Source organism: Acidobacteriota bacterium (assembly GCA_009838525.1).
Taxonomy (GTDB): domain Bacteria; phylum Acidobacteriota; class Vicinamibacteria; order Vicinamibacterales; family UBA8438; genus VXRJ01.
The window spans coordinates 211,507-225,113 of record VXRJ01000016.1; the positions used below are offsets into that span (position 1 = coordinate 211,507).

Sequence of the window (13,607 nt, forward strand, 5' to 3'; positions counted from 1 at the left end):
CCGGGCTCCTAGCGGTTTTGCGCGTTCAGACCCCAGTCGTAGTCGTACTCGATCGCCCCCTCGAAGCCTTCCAGGAAGGTAGCCAGTTCGTCCTCGGCGTGCTGGCGGAGATGCTCCATGATCGACTCCTCGGTGTCGCCGAAGTCTTCCGCGTACCAGTCATAGATGCTCGAGATGACGATGAAGTCCTCGTCCACCACGTCGACGCCGCGGAAATTGTTGACGTACGCGCGCGCTCCGGCGTCGAGCAATTCCTCGGTGTTGGCGGCGGTGAACGCCGTATCGATCAGGTGCGGACAGCCGTAGGCGGCGCAGTTCACCGCGTAGTGGATCCGTTCCTCCTGCCAGAGGGGACGCAGGATTCCGTGCTCCATGTGGTTCAGCGTGAGGTCCTCCCCGGTGACGCGCGCGTGCACGTCGTCCCACGGTCCGGTGTACGGAACCACGCCTTCGTGAATGTCCCGGATGGTCTCCACCGGGTACTCGTCGAGCACGACCTTGACGGTCAACGCGTTGTAGAAGTTGATCCAGTAGGCCATCTGCTCCGCCCGCGAATAGTCGCGCGGGTCGAGGTTCTGAAGGTATTCCAGGTACGCGTTCAGCTTCGCGGCGTCCCCGGCGTTCGCCTGCAGACCCTCGTAGTCGAAGAGGTTGACGCCCTCTCCGTCGGTGGCGACGTAGCCGTCCAGAATCTCCTGCCACGGGCCGTGGTCGAGTTGCTCGACGCTGGCCTCGTCGCTCACGTCCCACCCCTCGATCTCCTCCGGCACGGGCGCGCCGCACGCCGCCGCGAACAGGCCGGCGCCAATCAGCGCCCCCGCGAGCCGCCTCCCCCGCCGTTTCTTCGCCACGTCCTTTCGCCAAACTGTCTTCATCATCGTTCCGCCTCGCTGCCTGCGGCTCGGGGCGTCCCGCGCCGGGTCCAATCGAAGCCGAGCGCGCCGAGTATCAGGCCGAACTCCAGCCAGCGCACCCAGAGCGGCTGCGCATACGGGTCCATCGTGTAGTCCTGCAGGTTCAGACCCGTAGTGTAGCTGAGCAGCACGGCAACGGAGGCCGTCCACGCCCAGGCGCTGGGGAATGCCGCGGCGAACGGTAGCAGCCAAAGCAGGTACCACGGATTGATCACGGGAGACACGACGAGCAGTGCGCCGTACAGCCAGTCGCCGCGCGGTATCCGCCCGGCAACCTCGTGCCGGACGTACCGACGGCAGTACGCGACCCAGAACAGCGCGAAGACCAGGCCGAGAGCGAACCGGGCCTCGAACCGCGGCATCACCGTCGCCAGCAGTCCGAATGCCGCCGAATTGAACTCCCACTCGCGCGCGAACACCTCCAGCGACGCCAGGTCCGTGCCTCCCTGGAGGGCGAACGGCGCGTACAGCGCCGCGAGCGTCGCGGCGAACAGGACCCAGTGCCGGATGCCCGCGCGTGCGAGCACCAGCGGCGCCAGCACCAGGCCGAACACCTTGGCGCCGGTGGCCAGGCCAAGAAGCACGGCGGCGCCCGGCCAACGGCGCTCCCGCGCGAGCAGGATGGCTGCGACCAGCAGGCAGGCCCCGGCGCCGTCCGGGTGCGCGGTGAACGCGATCTCCTTGACCACCAGCGGACACCACGCGTACAGCAGCACGTTGGCGGTTGACGTCAGTCGCAGCAGCAGTCCCAGCGTGACCAGATCGACCGCGATCAGGATGACCTGAAGCACCGTGACGCTGGCCGGCTGCACCCAGTAACCGAGCAGGAAGACGAGCTGCGACGTGGGGCCGTAGATGGTGGGCAATTCCGGATAGTTGATGCCGCCCAGCACATCCTGAAACGCAGCGGGGACGGACGGATCGAGGAAGAAGGCCTCCGGTGCGGCGCCGTACGGGGTGCCGGTCGTGGCGAAGCGGTAGGCGTCCCACAGGTAGCGGTAGAAGTCGTCCTCGTAGAACGGTCCGCCCACCAGGCCGCAGAGGCGGAAGACAACCGCCCAGAAGAAAAGGCGGCCCACCGGAACCGGCTCGCCGCGCCGGCGGAGCAACCAGTAGAGCCCGAAGACCGGCAGTCCGGTCCAGGCGACGAGCGTGAAGAACGCGGAGAGGCCCGGTTCGCCCGGTTGCCGCGCCAGCAGGGCGAGGGCGGCGTAGCCGACCGCGCACCAGAGGCCGACCGCGTCGACGTAGCGCAGGCGCGATGTATCGCCGCTCCAATGCAGCGGGGGTCTCACCACGGGCTCCACGCTGGCGGGTCAGGGACGCGGGGGCTGGTTCTGCTCCGGAAAGTAGCGGGACAGCGTGGGTGCGGCCGGCTTGGGCGTCAGCCACGAGACCACGACCATCAAGAGCGACGAGCCGATGAGCATCGGCAGCACCGGCATGAAGCCGAGCACGTCGGTGCCGCCCGGCGTGCGCGTGATGATCTCCGTTCCGGCGAGCGTCCAGACGGGAACGGTGACCCCGGGAGGCGGCGCGGGCACGACGGCCTGCAGCAGGGCGATGCCCGCCATCGTCACCGCAGTCCAGATCACCACCGCCAGCGCCCCCCACTTCGTGCTGCCGCGCCAGAACAGCGCCGCGACGAGCAGCGGCAGCATCGACGTGAAGCCCGAGAAGGCGTACTGCACGGCGAGGCCGAATATCCCCGGCGGCACGTTCAGCGCGATGACGTAGGCGACCAGCGCGATGAGCACGACGAATAATCGCCCCGTCTGCACCTGCACCGCCGGGCCGAAGCGGGACGTGCCCCCGTAGTACGTGAAGACATCCTCGGTGAACATCGTGGACAGGGCGAGGATCTGCGAGTCGCTCGCCATGACCGCGGCCATGATGCCGGCGCCGAGCAGGCCGGCAAGCCAGAGCGGCGCGTAGTACTCCAGCATCAGGATGATGACGTCGTCTCCCGCCGCCGCGCGCTGCAACGACGCGGTCTCTTCCGCCGTCAGCGAATCGCGCTCGGCCGCCAGCTCGGCCCGCGCCTCGAGCTTCGCGTCGATCGCCGGCACGTCGGTCATCGCGTTGGCGGCCAGGCCCAGGAACGTGCACGGCAGCCAGATCGCCAGAATGCAGAGGGGATAGAAGATCACCGTCTTCCGGAACTGACCCATCCGCCGCGCCGTCAGGCAGAAGATGGAAATGTGCGGGAACATGATCGACGAGAGCGGGATCAGCATGTAGCTGAAGAAGAAGCGGGGCGGGATCCGCTCGCGCGTCAGGAGCGGCGCCGACTCCGGCGAGCCGAGCAGCCGTTCCATGGCCTGCGGGAAACCGCCGATGCTCACCCCGATGAAGACGATGGCCGCCGCCCCGAACGTGAGGAACAGCACGGTCTGGAAGGTGTTGACCCAGGCGGTGCCGCGCATGCCGCCGAAGAAGACGTAGCTCATCACGACAGCGGCGACGATCGCCCCGCCGAACCAGTACGGGACGACGCCGCCGCTCACCGCGCTGAGCGTCGTCCCGCCGCCCATGACCGCGATCACGATGTAGGGCACGAGCAGGGCCGCCTGCAGCGCGAATATGGCCGTACCGATGTGGCCGCACTCCCAGCGGTCCCGGTACATCTGCACCGGCGTCATGAAGCCGTGCCGCTTGCCGAGGGCCCAGACGCGGGTGCCGAACAGGTAGAGCGTCACCGGGATGATGAACGCCGACGACGATCCCATCAGGCCGTAGGTGACGATGCCGTTGGCGAAAGCGTGCCCCGCCGATCCGAGGATCGTGAACGCCGTCATGTTGGTGCCGAAGAGCGACAGGAGGAAGACGTACTGGCCGAGGGACCGGTTCGCGAGGAAGTAGCCTTCGGCCTGTTCCCCTCCCGGCGCGCGCCGGAACGCGAAGATGCCGATGTAGAGGACGACGCCGAGGTAGGCGATGACGACGAGGGCCGGGATCACGGCTTCGGCTCCCCCGCCGGCGGCCCGTCGGTCCCCGCCTCGGCCTCGGCCGGCGCGTCAACCTCGAGGTGCCCCGGCCACGCGTAGCGGACCAGCGCCCACATCAGCCCGGCCACGGCGAGCGAGTAGACGGCGTGGTAGAAGAGCCCGATCGGCAGAAAACCGAACACCAGGGGGCGCGCGCTGTCCCAGAACCAGTAGTCCTGGTGCAGCAGGTAGAGCGCGGCGACGCCGGCCGCAAGCAGCCACGACGTCGTGCGCGACGGTCGAGTCATCGGCGCTCGCCGATGGCGTACAGGTGCCCGGTCGTCCGGATGAAGATCTGTCCCTCGGAGACCGCCGGCGAACTGAGGCAGTAGTCGTCGAAGTCGTTCTCCGCCAGCAGCTCGAACTCCGGTCCGGCGCGGAAGACCGAGGTGACGCCATTCTCGTTGGTCACATAGATCTTGCCGTCGGCCAGCACGGGAGAGGCGCTGTAGGTGCCGCGGCTGAGCCGCTCCGGTCCGTACACCGGCTCGCCCGTCTTCGCGTCCATGACGTAGACGATGCCGCGGTCGTTCACCACGTAGAGGTGCTCGCCGTCGCTCAACGGTGACGGGACGTCCGGGCCGTCGTCGGTCCGCCAGAGGACATGCGTCTCGAGCACGTCGCCCCGGCCGCCCGGACGCAGCGCGAGCATCGGCCGGACGCGGGTCGGGGCGTAGATGACGCCGTCACGAACGAAGGGCGACGAGACGATCCGGTAGTTCCCTTCGCGCCGCGGGTTCAGCCCGTCGGCGCGCCACAGTTCGTCGCCCGTCTCCGGATCGTGCCCGGTCACCGCATCACCCCCGGTCAGGACGATCTCGGTGACGCCGTCGTACCGGAGCAGGGCCGGCGTGCTGTAGGAGTCGGGTGACTCGCGGCGCGCCTGGGTCGGCCGCTCCACGCGCCAGGCCGTCTCGCCGGTTGCGGCGTCGATCCGCAGCAGGTACGACGGATCGTCGGTCCGCATGCCGTGCAGCACCTGAACGTAGAGGGCGCCGTCGTGAAGGAGCGGCGACGAGGCGTAGCCCCAGTTCAGCCCGAACCGTCCGTACGACGCCTGAATGTCGCGCCGCCACAGTTGATTGCCCTCGAAGTCGAACGCCGTCAGGATCCCGGTGCCGGTCATCACCCAGACCCGCTCGCCGTCCGTCACCGGTGACGGCGACGACAGGTTCTGCTTCTGCAGCCGCCGGTTCCCGTCGCTCAGGTGGCGTTGCCACAACACCGTTCCATCCGCCCGGTCGAGCGCCCAGAGCTCGATGTTGTCGTCGTCGACGGCAACGTTCAGGAAGATCCGTTCGTTCCAGATGATTGGCGTCGAGCCCGACCGGGTGGGCATTTCCAGCTTCCACGCGATGTTCCGCTCGGTGTCCCACTCGACCGGCAACCCGGTCTCGGAGCTCACGCCGTCCCGCGTCGGGCCCCGCCAGGTCGGCCAGTTCTCCGCCGAGGCGGGAACTACCGCAAACCCGGCGCCAACAAGCAAAGCCACGCCGCACACGCACACCGTCTTCCGCCGCTTCGTCATCATGGCGCTCATCCTAGCAGCCCGCAGTGAAACCCCGGCTACAGTCGACCGGCGATGCCGGGGTCGAACGGGGACAGGCGCATGGTAGCCGGGATGGCGGTGATCCGGTCATCAATCGGGTATTGCGTGTCGCCCGGGTAGACCACGTAGAGCGCATCCAGACGGAGGTCTTCCACAGCAACCGCCATCGAACGCGTGCGGCGCGGCGCATCGACCCGCTTGATCTCGACGCCGACCCGCGTGCCCCGGCCCATCAGGAGCAGGTCCAGCTCGGCGCCGTTGTGGGTTGCCCAGAAGCAGGTTTCGTCCGGGAGGGCCTCGGCAATCACCTTCTCCAGAATGAACCCCTCCCAGGAAGCGCCGATGCGCGGATGCTGCCGCAGCGCATCCATCGTTCCGACACCGATCAGGTGGTGGTACAGGCCACTATCGCGGATGTAGACCCTGGGGCGCCTGACCTGGCGTTTGCCGAGATTCTCGTGCCAGGGACGCAACTGCCGGATCAGGAAGAGTTCATGCAGGAGGTCCAGGTAACGCCGCACGGTACCCTGACTCACGTTGAGGGCTGCCGCCAGCTCCGCGACGTTGAGGACCTGCCCGTGGTAGTGCGCGACCATGGCGAGCAACCGGTGCACGACCAGCGCACTGAGTTGCGCGCCGAACTGTGGAAGATCGCGTTCGACCAACGTGCGTACGAAGGCCCTCCGCCACGCCAGGCTGTTGGCCTCCGTGCCGGCCAGGAAGGATCGCGGAAACCCTCCCCGAACCCAGAGTCGGTCCATCCGCGAGACGCCGACCTCCGAAACCTGAAACCCGGTGAGTTCGATGTACTCGATGCGACCGGCCAGCGATTCCGCGCTCTGGCGCAGCAGGTTCGGACCTGCGCTTCCGAGGACGAGGAACCGCGCCGGGTTGCCCTCGCGGTCGGCAAGCACCCGCAGGATTGGAAACAGGTCGGGCCGGTGCTGGACTTCGTCGATGACGACGATGCCGGAGAGGTCCCGAAGCGCGGTCAGCGGCTCGTCCAGCCGTCCGAGGCTGACCGGATCCTCGAGATCGAAGTAGTTGGCCGAGCCGGCGGCTACCAGTTGCCGGGCGAGGGTGGTCTTTCCGCACTGGCGCGGACCGACGATGGCGACTACCGGCGAGCGTCCGAGCGCCTGCGTGGTCGCATCCCGCGCCAGTCGGGGAATCGTCTGACCCGCCACATTAACCATGATAATACACAGATGACTATAGTTATTTCATGGTATATGCGCGCGTCGAACGCTTCGTCGGTACTCACTGGCGTCAGTCGGCTGCCCCGGCGAGATCGAGCAGAAAGGCGTACTGGAGAGCGACCTCGCGGTATTGCCGGTAGCGGCCCGAGGCGCCGCCGTGGCCGGCGTCCGTGTTGGTCCGCAGGAGGAGCCGCCGCCCGTCCGCCGGCGCCGTGGCCCGGCGGCGGGCAACCCACTTGGCAGGTTCCCAGTATTGCACCTGGGAGTCGTGCAGGCCGGTCATCACGAGAAGATGCGGCCAGGCGACGGAGTCCATGTTGTCGTAGGGCGAGTACGAGCGAATGTACGCATAGGCCGCGGGGTCGTTGGGGTTGCCCCATTCGTCGTACTCGCCCGTCGTCAGCGGGATGCTCTCGTCGAGCATCGTCGTGACGACGTCGACGAACGGGACCTGCGCGACGACGCCGCAGAAGAGGTCGGGCCGCAGGTTGATGACGGCGCCCATCAGGAGGCCGCCGGCGCTGCCTCCCATCGCGTAGAGGCGCTCGGGGTCGGCATGTCCTTCCGCCACCAGGTGCTCGGCGCAGGCAATGAAGTCGGTGAACGTGTTCTTCTTCCGCATCAGCTTGCCCGCGTCGTACCACGGGCGGCCCATTTCCTGGCCGCCGCGGATGTGCGCGATGGCGTAGGTCATGCCGCGATCGAGCAGGCTGAGTCGTGGCGACCGGAACGCGGGGTCCATGCTGATGCCGTACGAGCCGTAGCCGTAAAGGAGCAGCGGGGCGGGGCCGGCGGCGGCCGCGCCGCGCCGGCGGACGAGCGAGATCGGTATGCGCGCTCCATCCTCCGCCGTCGCCAGGATGCGGAGCGTCTCGTAGCGCTCCGGATCGAAATCGCCGAGCACGTCCTCCCGCTTCAGGAGGGTCCGTTCGCGCGTCGCCATGTCGTAGTCGTAAATCGACGATGGCGTCGCCATCGAGCTGTAGTGAAACCGGAGGGTCGCGGTTTCCGGGTCCCGGTTGGTGTCGGCCGACACCTCGTACGCCGCCTCGCCGAACGCGATCGTGTGCGGCGCGGCGCCGCTCCAGGGGTGGACCGAGAGCTGCGTCAGGCCGTCGCGGCGCTCGGCCAGCACCAGGTGGTCGCGGAACAGCTCGAAGCCCTCGAGGAAGACGTCGTCGCGGTGCGGGATCAACTCGCGCCAGGCTTCGCGCGCGGTGCGCGTCTCATCCGCCTCCATAAGGCGGAAGTTGACCGCGCCGGCGTTCGTCCGGATGGTGAACCGCCCGCGATAGTGATCGATCTCGTATTCGTGCCCCCGCTCGCGCGCCAGGAACACCACCGGCTCGGCGTCCGGATCCAGCGCGTCGATCAGCCGGTACTCCGTCGTGATCGTCTGGAACGAACCGATCAGGAGGTACCGGCGCGACCGGCTGCGCCAGACGCCGCACGCGAACGTCTCGTCGGTCTCGTCGAAGACGAGCCGGTCGTCGGCCGGGTCGTCCCCGAGGCGGTGGCGTAGCACCTGGAACGGGCGAAGGGTCGTCGGATCGTGCCGTGTGTAGAGAAACGTCCGGCTGTCTGCCGCCCACGCGAAGTTGGCGGTGACGTCCGGGATGATGTCGGTCAGGTCGTCGCCGGTCTCGAGGTCGCGCACGCGGATGGCGTACTGGCGGCGGCCCACGGTATCGACGGCGTAGGCGAGCAGCCGATCGTCCGGACTCACCTGCAGTGCGCCGACCGAGCAGAACTCGTGGCCCTCGGCCACCCGGTTGACGTCGAGGAGGAGCTGCTCGCCCGGCGGCGGGCCCGCGGCCGGTTCCGCGGCGTGCGGCTCCGTCGGGTCCGGCGCCGCCGGGTCGTCGAGCCGAACCCGCCCGTACATCTCGTACTCGCGCCCATCCTCGTAGCGGACGTGATAGCGGTAGGCGCCGTCGCGGTACGGCACCGACATGTCGGTCTGCTTGATCCGCCCCTTGATCTCTTCGAACAGCGCCTCCTGAAGACGCGCCGTGTGCGCCAGCGCGGCATCCGTCCAGTCGTTCTCCGCCTTCAGGTAGTCGAGCACCTCCGGGTCCTCCCGGTCGCGCAGCCAGTAGTAGTCGTCCGCCCGCACGTCGCCATGTAGCTCGTGGCGGTGGGGTCTCCGAGGGGCGCGGGGTGGTGACGCGATCTTCGCCATGAGCTACTCGACGCGGAGAGCGCCCATCGGGTCGATCCGGGCGCCGCGCCGCGCCGGGAGCCAGCTTGCCAGGAGACAGATCGCCATCAGGACCGCCGACACGCCGACGAATACGACGGGATCGACGGGACTCGTTTCATAAAGGAGGGCCTGCATTCGGCGCGTGAGAGCGACGGCGGCGGCAATGCCGACGGCGACCCCCGCCGCCGCCATCCACGCTGCTTCCGTGACCACAAGCCGGCTGACCTCGGACGCCGGCGCGCCGATGGCCAGACGGATGGCGAGCTCGCGCCGCCGCTGCGCGACCAGGTAGGCGATGACGCCGTAGAGGCCGACCGCGCCCAGCAGGAGCGCAAGCGCGGCGGCGGTGATCAGGAGCACCATGACGAATACCCGCTCCTGCTGCGAACGGGCGATCAGGGTCTCCAGAGTCTCGACGTCAGAAAGCGGCAGGTTCGGATCGATGGCGCCGACCGCTTCACGGACGGCTCCGGCGAGACCGGAGGCGTCGGGCGCGCGCACGACAAAGCGCATCGCCGCCGATACCGGCTCGCGGTTGCCGATCGGGCTGATCCACGGGTAGTAGGTCATCTCCGGCGGGTCCTCGTGCAGACCCTGCTCGTAGACGTCTTCCACCACGCCGACGATGCGCGACCAGGCTTCGCCCTCCTCGACGTTCGGCCGGCCACCCGGCCGGATCCCCTTGCCGATGGCGCTCTCGCCGGGCCAATAGGACTCCGCCAGCGAGCGCGAGACGATCACGATGGGCGCGTCCCGACCCGCGTCAAGGGCTTCGAACTCGCGTCCCTCGAGCACGTCGATCCCCATGGCGCCGAAGAAGCCGGGGGAAACCTGCTTGTACAGGAAGACGTTCGGGATGTCGTTCTCATCGGTCGGTCGCCCCTCGATGCTGTGGCCGGTGGCCTCCGCCGTTCCCCCGAAGGGCAGCGCGGAAGCGGCTGCGGCTGCGGTTACCCCCGGCAGCGCGGCGAGGCGGTCGACGACCGCGCGGTGGAAGTTGAGGCGCGACGCCGGCGTCTCGTACTCGCGCGCCGGAAGCGCAACACCGAAGTTCAGGACGTCGACCGGATTGAATCCGGGATCGACCGCGGCGACCCGCTGGTACGACCGGACGGCGAGACCGGACCCGATGAGCAGCGACAAGGCGAGGGCGATCTGCGTCACCACCAGCCCCCGCCGCAGGAGCTGGCGCTGGCGTCCTCCGGCGACCGCGCGCGCTCCTTCCGTCATCCGGGCCGCCGCCGCCGACACGGCAGCCGCGCGGATTGCCGGCAGCAGGCCGAGCAGGAGGCCCGCCGCCACCGACACCGCGAGGCCGAAGAGCAGGACGACACCGTCTATCGACACTTCCTCCAGGCGCGGCAGGTTCCGGGGCCCGAAGCGGACTACCAGACGGACGGCGGCCCACGCGAGGGGCAGGGCCAGAAGTCCGCCCCCAACCCCGAGGGCCAGGCTCTCGAACAGCAGCGACCTCGTGAGGCGGCCGCGCGTCTCTCCCAACGCGGCGCGGATCGCCAGCTCTCCCGCCCGCGCCTCCGAGCGGACGAGAAAGAGGTTCGCGACGTTCGCGCAGGCGATCAGCAGCAGGAATCCGACCGCGCCCAGCAGGATCCAGAGGGTCGCGCCGATGTCGCCCACGACGAACTCGCGGGCCGGGCGCACCAGCGGCCGGAAGCCGGCGTTCTCCAGAAACGCCGCCGCCGGCTGATCCGGAAACACCTCAGGCAGATTCGACAGCAGCGTTTCGAGCTCCGCCTGCACCTGCGAGAGGGATACGCCCGCCGCCATCCGTCCGATGCCCTGCGCGCCGAACGAGCCCAACTGAAGCGCGGCCCGGTTGATGCGGAGCGGCCGCCACAGCTCCGCGTCGGGCTGCGACGGCACGACGAATCCGGGAGGCATGACGCCGACGATTTCGACACGGTCGCCGTCGATGTCGACCACCTGGCCGATCACGTTCGGGTCGCCGCCGAACCGCCGCCGCCAGAGGTCGTCGCTCAGGATCGCGACCCACCGCGCATCGCCACGCTCGTCGTCGACCGTAAAGGCCCGGCCGAACCGCGGCTGGGTGCGCGCGACGTCGAAGAACGACGCGGTAACGCGCGCGCCCCCCACCCGTTCCGGGTTTCCCGCGCCGGTGAAGCTGGCCGATGCCCCCTCGATCATGGCGACGCTCTCGAGGGTCCGGCTCTCCTCCTCGTAATGCACGTAGAGGGCGTCGGAGATGGGGAGTTGGTCAAGCTGCGTGAGGGCCGGAGCGGCGTGCTCCAGCATCACGAGGCGTTCCGAATCGGGAAGCGGCAGCGGGCGGAGGAGCACCGCGTTGACGACCGTGAAGATGGCGACGTTCGCCCCGACGCCCACCGCGAGGGTCAGGAGCGAGACGATGGTGAACCCGGGCGAAGCGGCGAGGCGGCGGATGAGAACGCGGAGCGCCCCGGCCATCGCAGCCTACTTGCGGAGCGTGCGGTCGACGTACGCCTGAACCGCCGCAAGAACCCGGGGGGACAGCCAGGCTTCGAGCACTTCCTCTTCGATGGATCGCAGGCCGGCAACCGCGCGGTCGCGGCCCGGGCCGCGAATGAGCCGCTTGGTCAGCGTGAACGAGACGGGCGGCAGCGCGGCGAGGCGGGCGGCGAATTCCACGGCGCGGTCGACGCACGCCTCGGCCGGCGTTACTTCGTCGACGAAGCCGTTCGCGAGCGCCTCGGCCGGCGTGCAGGTAAGGCCCCCGTAGACCACCGCCTGCAGACGATGCGCGGGGACCGAGAGGCGAAGGATCTCGAGGGCCATGGCAGGAAACGGAACGCCGACGGAGAGTTCCGGCGTGCCGACCCGGCCCCCGCCGTCCGCCATGACGCGGTAATCGCAAGCGCACGCCAGAATGCAACCGCCGGCAATGGCGTGGCCGTTGACGGCGGCAATGAGCGGCTTCGGGAACGTGTAGGCCCGGAAGAAGGCGTCGCCGAGGAGCGGCAGGAACGTCCGGATGTAGTCGCGCCCTCCCTCCATTAGAACGCGCAGGTCGACACCGGCGGAGAAGATCGAGCCGGCGCCGGTCAGCACGACGGCCGCGGCGTCATCCGACTGTTGCAACCGGGCCAACTCCGCGCTCAGCCCCCGGGTGAAGTCGGTATCGAAGGCGTTGACCTTGCCGTGGCGCATGCGGAGCACGGTGACCTTGTCACGTTGTTCGGTCGTGAACATGCGGACTCCTACTCGGTGCGAAGCGACCCCAGCAGCGGGGAACGGGCGGCGGCGACCGTCGCCGCAACCGATGACGTAAGACCGGCCGCGATCACCACGATCAGCAGCACGGCAAGGGAAACGACGGGAACCGCGCCGCCGCGCTCGAGCCAGGCCGGGGCGATGGCGATGATGGCGCAAGCCGTGCCCGCCAACAGGCCGGGGAACAGGAGAAACGCGTTCTCGGCCAGCACCATGAGCGAAAGGTGTCGCGTGTTGTAGCCGACGGCCCGCATCAGGGCCAGCTCGCGGCGCCGCTCCAGCACGTTCCGCAGCAGGATGGCGCCGAGGCCGAACGTGCCGAGTATCAGGCCGAGGCCACCGAGGGTCTGGAAGGTCGCGAGATACGTGTTCTCCACCTGGTGGAACGACGCCAGGCGCTCCGCGGCGGAGACGGCGTCGAAGCCGAAGTCGGCCAGACGGTCCTCCAGCGCGGCGCTCACCTCCTCCATCCGATCCGGCGGCGCGTCGATCAGGAAGACCCGGTAGCCGTCGTAGTCCGGGAAGACGCGTTCGAAGTTCGCTTCGCCAATCAGCAGCTCGCCCTGGAACACGGAATCCGCCAGCGCGGCGACGATCCGGAGCGTCACCGGGCGGTCGGTGTCCCGGTTCAGGACGAAGTCGTCACCGATGCCCAGATGCAAGGCGTAGGCCAGGGACGTCGCGTCGGCGATGGCGGGAATCGCGCCGTCCTCGAACGTCCGGTCGAGCAGCAGCCAGGGGTTCGCTTCCTCCTCGGGAGTCTCCGCCGCGGTGGCGCCGAACGTGAAACGCCGCTCCGCCAGGAACTCCGCCGTCGGCGCCAGCACCCGCGGGTCCTTCGCCTGGTAGAGGTTCAGGCAGCTCGCATCCTCGCCCGGACGCAGACGGAACCGCGCGATCGAGACGCCCGCCAGCGCCTCGCCGTCGCCGAACAGGTCGTCGATGAACAGCTCCGCCTGCCCCGCCGTGTTCGACGGATCGTGGACGATCGGCAGGAGCGACTCGGCCAGCAGCGTGTAGCCCCCGGTGCCGGAACCGCGGTCGGTCGCATCGGCCTCGCCGTCCCTTCGGAACGCATCGACGGCGACGATGATGAAGACGGCAAAGGCGATCAGCGCGATGCACAGAACGCTCCGGCCCGGACGGTACGCCGCGTTGCGGTAACCCACCTGCGAGAGCGACTGGCGCCCGTGCGCCTGGCCGTCCGGGCGGCCGCCGATCCATGCCCAGGCCAGCGCCAGCGACGCCAGCAGGAGCGACATGCCGCCGCCGAAGAAGCCGGCCGTATTGCCGATGACGCCGAGCGCGGCGGCGCCGATCAGCGCGAGCCCGGCGCCGCCGAGGGCCAGGGCCAGCCAACCGGCGCGCCGCTCGCCCGCCCCCGCCTCGTCGATCTTCGGCACGCCGGTCACCTCCGCCACGCCGCCGGTCAGCAGGCTGCGGGGCGTCGCCGGCGAGAGGGCGCGAAGCGTCCACGCGATCGACAGGAGCGCGGCCAGGATCCTGTGGCGTATACACATATCACTC

10 protein-coding genes are annotated in these 13,607 nt (G+C 69.0%); all 10 read right to left on the minus strand.

Features of this window, described 5'->3' with window-relative positions; translation table 11 throughout:
* Window positions 1-8 precede the first annotated feature (8 nt).
* On the minus strand, window positions 9-878 hold the full coding sequence (locus tag F4Y45_05780; protein MXY24017.1) for a DUF547 domain-containing protein: 870 nt from the start codon (window positions 876-878) through the stop codon (window positions 9-11).
* A complete protein-coding gene (locus tag F4Y45_05785; protein ID MXY24018.1) occupies window positions 875-2,209 on the minus strand; it encodes a DUF2029 domain-containing protein in 1,335 nt (444 codons plus the stop codon). Before F4Y45_05785 ends, F4Y45_05780 begins: the two co-directional genes overlap by 4 nt.
* A 21-nt stretch (window positions 2,210-2,230) precedes the next feature.
* Window positions 2,231-3,874 (minus strand): sodium:solute symporter family protein, encoded by a 1,644-nt coding sequence (locus F4Y45_05790; protein ID MXY24019.1) that lies wholly within the window; start codon window positions 3,872-3,874, stop codon window positions 2,231-2,233.
* On the minus strand, window positions 3,871-4,149 hold the full coding sequence (locus tag F4Y45_05795) for a hypothetical protein (GenBank protein MXY24020.1): 279 nt from the start codon (window positions 4,147-4,149) through the stop codon (window positions 3,871-3,873). The genes F4Y45_05790 and F4Y45_05795 overlap by 4 nt, the downstream gene beginning before the upstream one ends.
* Window positions 4,146-5,441: a PQQ-binding-like beta-propeller repeat protein gene (locus F4Y45_05800; GenBank protein ID MXY24021.1), complete on the minus strand. Its 1,296-nt coding sequence runs from the start codon at window positions 5,439-5,441 to the stop codon at window positions 4,146-4,148. Before F4Y45_05800 ends, F4Y45_05795 begins: the two co-directional genes overlap by 4 nt.
* A gap of 26 nt (window positions 5,442-5,467) precedes the next feature.
* Window positions 5,468-6,646, minus strand: a complete 1,179-nt coding sequence (locus F4Y45_05805; GenBank protein ID MXY24022.1) for an ATP-binding protein — start codon at window positions 6,644-6,646, stop codon at window positions 5,468-5,470.
* A gap of 73 nt (window positions 6,647-6,719) precedes the next feature.
* Window positions 6,720-8,831, minus strand: coding sequence for a S9 family peptidase (locus F4Y45_05810; GenBank protein MXY24023.1), 2,112 nt, complete (start codon window positions 8,829-8,831; stop codon window positions 6,720-6,722).
* A gap of 3 nt (window positions 8,832-8,834) precedes the next feature.
* A complete protein-coding gene (locus F4Y45_05815; GenBank protein MXY24024.1) occupies window positions 8,835-11,297 on the minus strand; it encodes an ABC transporter permease in 2,463 nt (820 codons plus the stop codon).
* Window positions 11,298-11,303: 6 nt separating this feature from the next.
* Window positions 11,304-12,059: an enoyl-CoA hydratase/isomerase family protein gene (locus F4Y45_05820; protein MXY24025.1), complete on the minus strand. Its 756-nt coding sequence runs from the start codon at window positions 12,057-12,059 to the stop codon at window positions 11,304-11,306.
* Window positions 12,060-12,067: 8 nt separating this feature from the next.
* The coding region (locus tag F4Y45_05825) for an ABC transporter permease (GenBank protein ID MXY24026.1) at window positions 12,068-13,607 on the minus strand (1,540 nt) is incomplete at its 5' end.

Excerpts from the sequence above, each read along its gene's own strand:
- F4Y45_05780 (MXY24017.1), bottom strand. The coding sequence starts at position 878 with ATGATGAAGACAGTTTGGCGAAAGGACGTGGCGAAGAAACGGCGGGGG.
- F4Y45_05795 (MXY24020.1), bottom strand. The coding sequence starts at position 4,149 with ATGACTCGACCGTCGCGCACGACGTCGTGGCTGCTTGCGGCCGGCGTC.
- F4Y45_05800 (MXY24021.1), bottom strand. The coding sequence starts at position 5,441 with ATGAGCGCCATGATGACGAAGCGGCGGAAGACGGTGTGCGTGTGCGGC.
- F4Y45_05805 (MXY24022.1), bottom strand. The coding sequence starts at position 6,646 with ATGGTTAATGTGGCGGGTCAGACGATTCCCCGACTGGCGCGGGATGCG.
- F4Y45_05810 (MXY24023.1), bottom strand. The coding sequence starts at position 8,831 with ATGGCGAAGATCGCGTCACCACCCCGCGCCCCTCGGAGACCCCACCGC.
- F4Y45_05815 (MXY24024.1), bottom strand. The coding sequence starts at position 11,297 with ATGGCCGGGGCGCTCCGCGTTCTCATCCGCCGCCTCGCCGCTTCGCCC.
- F4Y45_05820 (MXY24025.1), bottom strand. The coding sequence starts at position 12,059 with ATGTTCACGACCGAACAACGTGACAAGGTCACCGTGCTCCGCATGCGC.